This window comes from Deltaproteobacteria bacterium, from assembly GCA_016177765.1.
In the GTDB taxonomy this organism is placed as follows: Bacteria; UBA10199; UBA10199; order JACPAL01; family JACOUP01; genus JACOUP01.
In genome coordinates this window covers 44,649-55,269 of record JACOUP010000003.1, presented here as the reverse complement: position 1 = coordinate 55,269, position 10,621 = coordinate 44,649, and the positions used below count along the sequence as shown (strand labels likewise).

General features: G+C 52.5%; 9 protein-coding genes and 2 tRNA genes. 7 read left to right on the top strand and 4 right to left on the bottom strand.

The features are described from left to right. Positions 1–9 precede the first annotated feature (9 nt). Entirely contained in the window at positions 10–1,344 is a 1,335-nt protein-coding gene (locus tag HYS22_01700) for a sodium:alanine symporter family protein (protein MBI1908867.1), read from the top strand. Positions 1,345–1,411: 67 nt separating this feature from the next. Beyond that, on the top strand, positions 1,412–1,750 hold the full coding sequence (locus HYS22_01695; protein ID MBI1908866.1) for an RNA-binding protein: 339 nt from the start codon (positions 1,412–1,414) through the stop codon (positions 1,748–1,750). A gap of 20 nt (positions 1,751–1,770) precedes the next feature. On the opposite strand, the gene HYS22_01690 is transcribed toward HYS22_01695, so the two are convergent. Continuing rightward, entirely contained in the window at positions 1,771–2,982 is a 1,212-nt protein-coding gene (locus HYS22_01690) for a hypothetical protein (protein ID MBI1908865.1), read from the bottom strand. Beyond that, positions 2,979–3,833 (bottom strand): TIGR02147 family protein, encoded by an 855-nt coding sequence (locus tag HYS22_01685; protein ID MBI1908864.1) that lies wholly within the window; start codon positions 3,831–3,833, stop codon positions 2,979–2,981. The genes HYS22_01690 and HYS22_01685 overlap by 4 nt, the downstream gene beginning before the upstream one ends. A gap of 220 nt (positions 3,834–4,053) precedes the next feature. Here HYS22_01685 and HYS22_01680 point away from each other — a divergent pair, with 220 nt between their 5' ends. Beyond that, positions 4,054–5,352 (top strand): hypothetical protein, encoded by a 1,299-nt coding sequence (locus HYS22_01680; GenBank protein MBI1908863.1) that lies wholly within the window; start codon positions 4,054–4,056, stop codon positions 5,350–5,352. Between the two features lie 20 nt (positions 5,353–5,372). Here the strand turns inward: HYS22_01680 and HYS22_01675 are convergent, their stop codons facing one another. Then, positions 5,373–6,524, bottom strand: coding sequence for a hypothetical protein (locus HYS22_01675; GenBank protein ID MBI1908862.1), 1,152 nt, complete (start codon positions 6,522–6,524; stop codon positions 5,373–5,375). A 129-nt stretch (positions 6,525–6,653) separates the two neighbouring features. On the opposite strand from HYS22_01675, the gene HYS22_01670 reads away from it, so the two are divergent. Then, entirely contained in the window at positions 6,654–7,907 is a 1,254-nt protein-coding gene (locus tag HYS22_01670) for a hypothetical protein (protein ID MBI1908861.1), read from the top strand. Between the two features lie 11 nt (positions 7,908–7,918). Here the strand turns inward: HYS22_01670 and HYS22_01665 are convergent, their stop codons facing one another. Then, on the bottom strand, positions 7,919–9,226 hold the full coding sequence (locus HYS22_01665; protein ID MBI1908860.1) for a hypothetical protein: 1,308 nt from the start codon (positions 9,224–9,226) through the stop codon (positions 7,919–7,921). Between the two features lie 204 nt (positions 9,227–9,430). Here HYS22_01665 and metF point away from each other — a divergent pair, with 204 nt between their 5' ends. From metF to HYS22_01650, 3 genes are all read left to right on the top strand, one after another. Continuing rightward, positions 9,431–10,294, top strand: a complete 864-nt coding sequence (gene metF / locus HYS22_01660) for a methylenetetrahydrofolate reductase [NAD(P)H] (protein MBI1908859.1) — start codon at positions 9,431–9,433, stop codon at positions 10,292–10,294. Between the two features lie 51 nt (positions 10,295–10,345). After that, a tRNA-Lys gene (locus tag HYS22_01655) sits at positions 10,346–10,418 on the top strand. Between the two features lie 8 nt (positions 10,419–10,426). Next, positions 10,427–10,499, top strand: a tRNA-Glu gene (locus HYS22_01650). The last annotated feature ends 122 nt before the right edge of the window (positions 10,500–10,621 follow it).

Sequence of the window (10,621 nt, the reverse complement as noted above, 5' to 3'; positions counted from 1 at the left end):
CTTCAATCTCTGGAAGTCTTTTTGAACAAGACCAGCGACTGGATCTGGGGCCCTCCCCTGTTGATTTTGCTGGTCGGAACGCACCTGTTTCTCACCTTCCGGCTCCGTTTCATCCAGCGTTATCTGGGGAAGGCGATCCGTCTTTCCCTCCAACGCACCACCGAAGGAACCGGGGACATCAGCCATTTCGGGGCGTTGACCACCGCCCTGGCCGCCACGATCGGGACGGGAAATATCGTCGGGGTGGCCACAGCAGTTGCCGCCGGCGGGCCGGGGGCAGTTCTCTGGATGTGGCTGACCGGCGTCTTCGGGATCGCCACCAAATATGCGGAGGCGGTTCTTTCCGTCCATTATCGGATCAAGACCCCAAAGGGGGAAATGGCCGGCGGACCGATGTACGTCCTGGAGAAGGGGATGAACTGTCGGTGGCTGGGAATTCTGTTCGCCTTTTTTACCGCAATCGCCGCTTTTGGAATCGGCAATATGGTCCAGGCCAATTCCATCGCACAAATGGTCGGCGAAACGTTTCATATTTCGCCCTGGATCAGCGGTTCGCTGATGACGGTGTTCACCGCCCTCGTTATTTTGGGAGGGATCCGTTCCATTGCCCGTGTTTGCGAACGGCTTGTCCCCTTCATGGCGATCTTCTACGTTCTGGGCTGTCTCTGGATCTTGATCCTCCATGCCGATAAAATTCCGGAAACCTTTCGCCTGATTTTTTCCTCCGCCTTGACCGGCCAGGCCGCCATCGGCGGATTCATGGGGGCAGGAATGAAAGAGGCGATCCGTTACGGCGTCGCCCGGGGGCTTTTTTCCAACGAATCAGGCTTGGGAAGCGCCCCGATCGTTGCGGCGGCGGCACAAACGAAAAATCCGGTCCGTCAGGCGCTGGTCTCCTCCACCGGCACCTTCTGGGACACTGTTGTCGTCTGCGCGATAACCGGTCTTGTGGTCGTCGGCTCGGGCGATTGGGCGGCCGGGCTGAAAGGGGCGGCCCTGACAAAATCGGCCTTCAGCCATATCCCCTATGTAGGCCCTTTGATCCTGACCGTCGGACTCCTCACCTTTGTCTTTTCCACCATCCTCGGTTGGTCGTACTACGGCGAAAAAGCGGCGGAGTACCTTTTGGGAACGAGGGCGATCAAACCGTATCGCTATCTGTGGGTTGCCGCGGTGATGGTCGGTTCGGTGGCAACGCTCCCGATGGTCTGGGCCTTTGCCGACATCGCCAATGGGCTGATGGCAATCCCCAATCTGATTTCGCTGATCGCCTTGAGCGGTGTCGCCGTCCATCTGACCCGTGAATACCTCTGGAAGGGAGACCTGGAGAAGAGTTCCTCCTAACCGGCTATTTTATTTGACAAAACGACCTAATCGTGGGACGTCCCAAGCCTCTATTTAAGGAGGGGATATGGGGACCAAACTGTATGTAGGGAATCTGCCGTTTAGCACAACCGAAGAAGAATTGAGCCAGACCTTCGCCGCTTACGGCGAGGTCACCAGTGCCCGAATCATCACAGACAAGTTTTCAGGCCGGTCCCGCGGCTTTGGTTTTGTCGAGATGACTTCTGAGGAGGCCGCCAAGCAGGCGGTTGAGAAACTCAATGATACCCCTCTCGGTGACAGAAAAATCGTTGTCAATGAGGCCCGTCCCGAAAGCAGAGACCGCCCCGGTGGTGGCGGCGGCGGGCCAAGACGTGGCGGTTTTGGCGGTAATCGCCGTCACGGCGGCGGCGAGAGTCGTTACTAGTCCTACAAGCGAATAAACTCCTAAAAATCCGGGATCGTAAAGTTGCCCCCGTCGTTGGCGATCATATCGGTGTCATCCCCTTCGAAGAATTCTGCCGCATCGAAGCCCTGACTGATCTCCGGGGTAAGACTAAAAGGGAAAACCCCCTCCCATGCAGTGGCGCTCTCCAGACTACCGCAGTTGAGCGAGTCGGCATCAGAAGGGAGTCCCGAACCGCCCGCCGGCGTCTGGAGGCAGAAGGTCTTGGTCCCCAGGTCTCTCAGACTGCTCATGTTAGAATTGATCCTGAAGAGAGAATATTGGTTTCCCCCATAATTGCCGCGCCCGATGGTCTGGGTCACTGCCGGAGAAGCCCCGTTTTCGGCTACATCGTACTTGGTAACCGTAAAATCGCCGAGACCGATCGTCGGGTTTCCGTCGTTGTCCAGGACGGCACGCCCCGTAATCCGGCTCCGGCTTTTGAAGATAACATCATCAGAGGTTGAAAAAGCCTTGTCCGCTCCATTGTAGGAGCTCCCATGGGCAAAATGGAGGTCAATATAACTCACCTTGCTGCCGTTTTCCTGAACCTCGGCATAAGTGGCATACCGGACGGCACGAATACGGACCTGATCACCGCGGATCGCCGTGCTCTCGGAATTGGTGCTCGTCTTATCCGACATATCGACAAGACGAACAACCCCGTCTTTGTCTTTGCCGTAAATCGTCGTCTCCTGATCCAGCTCACTGACAACGGTTTCCTTAACACAGTCAAAATAACGATTGTCCTGGGTCCCGTTGGCAATCGCTCCATAAAAGGAGATTGTTATTGAATCATCCGCAGTGAGAGGAACCGCCCCTGTGCAATCAATCTTTGAGTCCTTCGAAAAGATATCCTGAAATTTCCCCTTCAAGTGATCCAACAAGACACGAACCCTGGTCACCACACGAGGCTCTTCATTGGCGCCCCCGAAGATATCGGTCAGGACCGTCACGTTGTCACTGTTCCGATAGGTTGCCCAGTGATCGTTCGTCCCGTAGGTCAACGCCTCGATCGAGGTAAAACCGCTGGTGGAAGATTTGGGGATATTGGGAAGCAGAGCCGAAGCGACCGCCTCCACCCGTGATCCCAAGACCGACGTATCTATCTCATTGCCGGTATCCGTCGTCCCTGTCTCCGTCCCCCCCGCACCCCCACAGGCTGTCAGTAACAAACAGGAAAAAAACAGGGCTATTCTTGTAACGGTCTTCATATTTTTACCCCTTTCAAATCCTTCGTCACTGGGAAAAACTGGATGTTCAACTGAACCACCTCTTCAGGCTCGGTATCTTCGGAAACCAGTTTGAGGATCTCCTGGCGGAATTCACGGATTTTATTCCGGAGTTCTTCCAGCCTCTCCTTCTTAACCCCCAACGTCAAGGCACTGACCTCGCGGTCCTTGAGAGACAACTGATCCATCACCTGTTTGGAGAGATCCAGGAGAAGTTTGTGATAATTATGGACCACCACTGAGATCAGTTCCGGCCCTGTCGAGATAATCGTGCTGGTCTGTTGCCATCGCCCATTTTTATCCTTCTCTATAAAGCCGAGCCCTTCGAGAAGTTCTATCGATTTGGCCGCCTGGGCTGGTGCGATTGCCGGGAACAGATGCCTGGCGATCCATTCCGGCGTGCCGTCGAACTCCGGTGAAACAACAAGTTCACGAACAACGGGGTGATACCAGGCCGAATAGTATTGATACTGCTGTTTTTCAATCGGCTTGAGCTGACGGAACTTTCTGGAGCGAAGAAGCTGTTGGTAATAGAAATGCTTGTCCTCATGGGTCTTCGCCTGATTGAAGAAAACCAGGCTCCTGAAAAAATCCTGCTCCTGCTTGTTCAGGCCCAACCCCACGAGGCACTTCTTCAGGCTCTCCTCGGTTAAGTTCCGTTTGCCCTGCATCACCAGCATCAGGAAGTTGCTCGAAACAAACCCGGCCTTTTTGGCAAAGAGACGGAAGGAATAGGAACTCCTTTCCGCCTTGGCCGCCTTGTACCAGTCTTTTAAAAAGGACCGGTAGTCGCGGTATTGAAACAAGTCGATTTTGGAGCCGGTCCTGCCCATGATTTGAATTCTACCGATCTCCCAACCATTAAACAAGAAATTTATATCAATTTTGTGTTCAAAACAACTTTATACAAAAAAATATCTATATATAACAATATATTATAATAAATACTGTGTTCAAAAGAATACGTATTTTAAAATATTATCTTGAAATGCTTCGGACTAACCCTTACAATGATAAAGTATACTTTCAATACTAACGTAAAGGAGACTCTCTATGAAACGGAAGATGCTCGGATTCTTGATAGTCGCAGTAATCTTTCTGGCCTCTTGCGGTGGCAGTGGTTCTTCCGGCGGTACAGATACAGGAAGCACCGCCACCGAGCCAAAAATCTCCTCGGCCTTGAAACTGGCCACACAGACATCACCCCAAGCCTCCACTTCTGAGGCCACTCAGGCACTTGTGGGACAGGCCACGGCTACAGGACTTCAAAGTATGAAATATTACATCACCTCTATCACCATCTGCGAAAAGATAGACACCTCAGGGTCCGCCTACAACAACCCGACCGGCTGTTTGGAATTATACAAAGGTAATCAGTCGGATTCGCGTTACACTTATACCCTAGACCAGGACTTTGCCCCCTTTGGTGATGTCGCCCGTGGGTCCGATGACGGTTTTGTCGATCTGATTGACGATACCTCTCGAGCGACCCTCAAAACCGATAAAACTCTTACAACGGCGGACGTCCGCTCCTATAATTACGGTTACATCAACTGGTACCTTCCGGTTAAACTGAAGGCTGAAGTAACGATGGCGGATGGCACTACTTACAGAACCGCAGACGGGACAACGGCGACTGTTGATTCTAACCAGGGGCCAATGACCACAGCCACCGATGATTTTTCAATGATCTCTTCGGCCAAAGAAGCGGTTGTTGTCCTGGGTAACGGTGGATCCTGGTTCCGGTTTCAGAACCCGTTTGTCATCACTCAAGCGGACATTGATAACAACGTCCAATTTGCCCTCGATCTCACCTTCAATCCTGAAGGTTTGATCAAAGCTTATTCCCCCGGTCTTGGGGGTTGTGGCAGTTGCATCCTCAAGGATACCGTCGGGAACCAGTTGCTCGTCCCGATGATTAGTCTCACACCGGTTCCTCACAAGACCTCTGAGAGCGTCACCAAGGAAACCTACATGGCTACCGTTTCCAGCGGTGCCGATAACTTTGATATCCGGTTGGAATTCTATTCTGTTCAGGGGGATTTGACCAAAACCATTTATGGCGTTGATACCGCGACGCTGATCAATTCAAAAACAACAACCGCCGTTTCTCCGTTTTCAAAAGTGTCTTTCGTCAAAACCGGGAGTGACGGGAATCTGGAACTCCAAGACTACCGGGGCACCACCGGTCCTCTCCTCACCAAGTTTCAACGCCAGACAGAGGTGGGAACCTCTTTTACGGCAACCCTTCACTGCACTGATTCTTCCCAGGGTGGTTTTACATTTGATGGTTGCTCGAACACAACTCAGGAAGTCACGTTTACCCTGCAAAGCGTGGAGGCCTTGAAGTAGGCGAACCACCGGTTCTTGCCTTACCGCTCAAAGTTAACGGCTGACGAGGTGAAACTCCAGGTATTGGGGTCACTGGGACAGCTGCTACTGGAAGCATCCTTCTCCAATTTGAGGGCCGTATTACTGGTCATCTTCAGAAAAAAGCGGCCTGACAACGCCGTCCCGGTAACGGCACTGGCTGTATTTCGCAAACTGTCAAAACAGGCGGTGTTCCCGTCATTGGTGATATCCGCAAAACTCCGGCGGATGAGCCCGCTCGAGAGGGGATCAAAATGAGAAGCCCCCGTACCGACGGTCGAATTTCCCACCGAAAGGACCTTGACGTTAGGATCAAAATTGGAGGGGACCAGGGCCAGGTGCTGACTCTCATCCGAGCTGGAGGCGCTGGAACCGGCCAGGTACCATCTCCCCTGCGCCGTGTTCGTAACATCCAAGGCTACAGTGCCACAGAACGGCTCGGTAGTCCTTACGCTCTTGAGTTTGTCAACAAGACCGTCTTTGACGCTCCCCGAAACGTAATAATCATAAGGGCAAACAACATACTGGCTGTTAACCGCCCCATCCATATTGATAAATGAGGTCTTGGCCAGACGGGTATCCCGAGCGCCAAAATCAAGGGCCGCAGAGCCGTCGGCGTTGGGTCCTCCAATGGACCCTATCTGATCCCCCGCCTTGACCTGGATACTCGGGCAATAGGTGGTCGCCGTGGAAGGACCCAAAGAAGGACAGGCATTGGCAGAATTGAATTGTGAGGTAATACTCTCTACCAAGGTCGTCATATGGTCATAATACCCATAAATTTCGGCACAGGAGTAAAAGGTGACCGAATAATTATTGGAGTAATCAATAACCTTCGTAATCGTGAGATCCCCAGGGGCATAAACAGAAACCGACTGGGTCTTGTCGGTTAGCATCAGATAGGTGTGGTCTGTCGGAAAGGTGTGCGCCGAAGGGTTAAGGTTTCCCAGAGGGGTAATCGAGCTGAAAGCGGAAGCCTCCAAGGGTGAGGCGGTAAAAAAGGTGTTTTGGCTGCCACAAGCGGGGAGATCGTCACCGGTTCCCTCATCGGTGCCGGAATTTCCCTCCCCATTGTCGGCCGTTTGGGACGAGGAACCGCAAGAGGTCAGAAAGATCACCACCACTAAAAAGATTAGCCATGATCCCCGGCGCAAAATCACCTCCTTGTTATATAGAAATCCCAGAAAAAATCTACTAAAAGGGACATGATCTAGATCATGCTGAAAGATAATCCCGGCTGAGTTATAGTCTACTTTTCTGAATTCTGACAATGGGAGGGACCTATGAAAAAAATTATTTCGCTCGCTATTCTGCTCGGTTTTGTGGGCTTCAGCAGTTGTAGTTCGAGTTCTTCCGATGATACCACAACAACAGAAGAAGCCACAGAGGCCGCCACCTATGCCGTTTTTGGAGAAGCATTGAACAACCAGGTCCCTGCCGGTCTCAAAATCGGCACCGTCTCCTCAAGTCTCAATGCCTTCCGCGTGAATCACCCTAAAAATGCCCTTTCCGGAACCTGCAGTTCCAGTTACACCGACTGCCCCAGTCTGACCGCCTCCGGCGGGGCGGATTCCATGGCCGGAGAAATCCTTTCCCGGCTCTGGGGGCTCGATTACAATAACGAGTGTACGGACGCCTTCCTGGCTGACGGCACCTGTTTTAACTGTACCGACTGTTCCAACGGCAGTGTCGGCTCGAAGTATATCAAGCCGACCGTGCTGGCCGATCCCAAATCTTGCGCAACCATCTCAACAACAGCAGGGCACTACGTTAATTTCGGGGTCGATCCCTGTTTCTTTGATTCCATGATCGCCAAGATTGAGAACGTCAAGAGTTGTGTCGCCATCAGGGGGGAGGAGGTGAGCATTGTCAGCGCCATCCCCTGGTACGCCTCGTGGGGGATCCCCCAGACCATCGCCTTCTCCGGTTTCCAAAAAGGTTCAGACGCCACAGACGGTTTCTGGTGGACGGTCAATCAGGGCTCGGCGGAAGACCAATACTTTGTCTCCCTTAATTCCAACTGGCTCTATGGGGGGATCCGAAACAAGGCCGAAGACCGGTTTCTCTTTTTTGCGACCGGATCGCCGGCCTACTACGCCGGTCGCGGGGAGGGTTCAGGGATCAACGTCGCCGGCTATGCAGGAAGCTTAAGCGCCAGTACACAGTTGTTTGAGGCGATTCAGATTCGTGACCAGGCCCCTAATAGCTACATCAACCGATTGAAATCCAATGGGAGTTATCTGTGGGCCCAATATTGGCAGGGGACTGATTTCCCGGCAACCCCCACAGCGGCGGAAACCGTTAAAAACAGCCCTACGGAGACCCGTTGCGTCCAGATTGGGACAAGCATCTCTACCTCCAAATATGTCCCGCTCGCCACTTGCGTGGCCTCTTTTGGAGCCGCCTCGGTCGCTGAACTGAACCAGGATAGCGGTTTTACCCTAAAGATTGTGGATGGCCAAACGGCCGGCTCGATCGATTTTGCCACCCCATTGACGGCGGCGAGTGCGACTTCTTGTGCTACAGCGAAGAAATAAGGAAGGCCCGTTTATCGACACTCACACAGGTTGCCGACGACAGTCGGTGTTTCGTCATCCCCGCATTGAACCATGGCGCAAGGGTTGCCACCGCCGGCCATTTGAACCGGACCCTTAAGAAGGGAGCAACTGCCGTTGTCTGATCCAGGAGTCGGTTGTCCCGCCTTTTCCACCTTCTCTTTGCAGTTCTTTTTGAATAACTGTCGCCACGAATGGACTCCACCAATAGTCGCCCCGGGGAGATCCCCCTCTGTCCCTTCCGGGTTTGGCATGATAACCTTCTCTTTACCTTCTTTTATTGACCCACCGGTCTGACCTCCTCCTGAGAGCTTGACACAAAAAGGATTCGAACTGCCCGGCTGGCAAGAACCGCCGCCCCCTTCGGGACTTGGCATACTGACCGCTGTACCATCGCTGTCTCCCGTTTCGTCAGGGCCGGCCCACTCCGTACCACCCGCATCGGAAGTCTCACCTCTACCTGATGGGGTTCCACCTCCATCTGACGGAGCGCTCCCACCATCACTGCCTCCAACCCTAACAATCGTGTCACCATCACCATTTTTTACCGCCCCCGTATTGCGAGAGGTATCATACTCAACACTCCCGGACCTCGCATCGGCGTGGCCATCCAGATTACCCCTTCCGGCAATGGTGATCCCTCCACGGTCATTTACTACAATACTGAGCCCACCAAAAAAATCTAATCCGGAAAAATCGAATCCGGCCATCTCCTGTTTGCTGGGACAGTGCTTTTCAAATCCAACCGGTAATTCTCCCAGCGCCGTGTCTCGAGGATTGTCTCGTTCCTCTTTCTGTTTCCTCGCCTCTTCGAGGTGTTGATCAATCTCCGTATTAACAAGAAGGCTCCCCTGGCGATCCTCCTGTGCCTCCTCACCTTCCGCCTCCTCTTCGCCGCCGGCACCAAAGACCCTGTCTGAGATGTTGACCGAAGAGGTCAGATTATTCCCGCAATCGGAGGAGTCATTCAGGTCTACAAGGTACTCCTTGAGAGGATCGTCTGAGGGACCTTCTCTGCCCAATATATCTTTGATATGCTCAAACTCTTCAACCCCCTCCATCCCCATCAAACCGACAAGGGTCCCCCACGACTCGGCCAAATCCTGCAGAGGGATAGAGATTTCAATCCTTGCGCGAACGGAAAGCAATTTTTTAACGTAGGCTGTAAATTTTTCGGGGGAGACCCTCTCTTCTCCTATCCTATAAACAACTTTTTCAAGCCTCTTTGAGTGAATGACCCCACCTGCTTCAGCCTGGAGCGGGATCAAGAAGAGAGCCAATAAAAGGATTATATTTTTCATACCCTTTATAAATGCAAAGGGCATGCCATTATAGGCATAATCTATAACTACTTGTTAAATAATCTGTTTTTTACTTATTAAAGGATTGCAGGGCCCAATTTTTGGGGTCTGGAGACCCAAACAAGGGGCCTGCCTCAGGTGAAATCCGATCCGGGAAATTTCTTATTGCCTTATTCGTAAAAACGGAAAGTATCACCCCTTCTTATGGATTTTAGAGATTACTACCAGCCCGGTTCCTGCCGCATCTCCTTTGAGGTCTTCCCCCCAAAAGATGAGGAAGGGATGGGCTCTCTTCTTCAAAGCCTGAAAGATCTGTCACCATTCAAGCCGGCGTTTGTCTCCTGTACTTACGGGGCGATGGGGACAACGCGCGACGTGACCCGTGACCTTGTCATCCAGATCCGGAAGGAACTGGATCTGACAACCGCCTTTCATTTTACCTGTGTCGGGTCGAACCGGATTGCCATCAAAGAATATGTGGAATACTTAAAAGAGAAGGGAATCAATCTGGTAGTCGCCCTGCGGGGTGATCCCCCCCAGGGGAGCGCACAGTTTGTCAAACCGGCCGATGGTTTCTCCTACGCCAATGAACTGGTTGCCTTTTTAAAAAGCATCAACGGCTTCAGCATTGCGGTGGCCGGTTACCCCGAGGGGCATATCGAGGCGCCCGACCTCGAAACGGACCTTCAAAATCTGAAACGAAAGGTTGCGGCCGGGGCCGATGTTGTCTTGACCCAGCTCTTTTTCGACAACCGGTTTTATTTTGATTTTGTCGAACGGGCTCGAAAGATTGGCATCACGGTTCCGATTGTCCCCGGGATTATGCCGATCTTGAGCGTGGGTCAGATCGAGAAAATCACCCGGATGTGCGGGGCCTCCATTCCCAAAGATCTCTACCAACGGTTATCCGCCGTACAGGAAGACCATGACAAGGTCCGGGAAATCGGTATTGAACATGCGTCAGCGCAGTGCCGGCAACTCCTTGAAGCCGGTGTCCCCGGCATCCATTTTTACACGCTGAACAGATCTTACAGCACCCGGCGGATCCTGGAATCACTTTCCTTATAATTGACAGCTTCTTAAGGCTCTGTTACAGATTCTCGCCTTCTTTATTAAGGAGAGTCGGTAGCTCAGCTGGTAGAGCATCGCCCTTTTAAGGCGAGGGTCCCGGGTTCGAGCCCCGGCCGACTCACAGAAGGAGTCCCCATCGTCTAGTGGCCTAGGACATCACCCTTTCACGGTGGGAACACGGGTTCGAATCCCGTTGGGGACGATTGAAAGAGCAAGGGATCTTCTGGTCCCTTGCTCTTTCACAGTTGTTGTCTGACGGATTAGAACCCGTAGAGTTCGACGCTGAATTATGATGACAAAACTCCGATAGGAGTTTTATCTCTG

What these genes read in the sequence shown, in the direction of transcription:
- metF (MBI1908859.1), top strand. Translation starts at nt 9,431, where the DNA reads ATGGATTTTAGAGATTACTACCAGCCCGGTTCCTGCCGCATCTCCTTT.
- HYS22_01685 (MBI1908864.1), bottom strand. Translation starts at nt 3,833, where the DNA reads ATGGGCAGGACCGGCTCCAAAATCGACTTGTTTCAATACCGCGACTAC.
- HYS22_01690 (MBI1908865.1), bottom strand. Translation starts at nt 2,982, where the DNA reads ATGAAGACCGTTACAAGAATAGCCCTGTTTTTTTCCTGTTTGTTACTG.
- HYS22_01695 (MBI1908866.1), top strand. Translation starts at nt 1,412, where the DNA reads ATGGGGACCAAACTGTATGTAGGGAATCTGCCGTTTAGCACAACCGAA.
- HYS22_01680 (MBI1908863.1), top strand. Translation starts at nt 4,054, where the DNA reads ATGAAACGGAAGATGCTCGGATTCTTGATAGTCGCAGTAATCTTTCTG.
- HYS22_01665 (MBI1908860.1), bottom strand. Translation starts at nt 9,226, where the DNA reads ATGAAAAATATAATCCTTTTATTGGCTCTCTTCTTGATCCCGCTCCAG.
- HYS22_01670 (MBI1908861.1), top strand. Translation starts at nt 6,654, where the DNA reads ATGAAAAAAATTATTTCGCTCGCTATTCTGCTCGGTTTTGTGGGCTTC.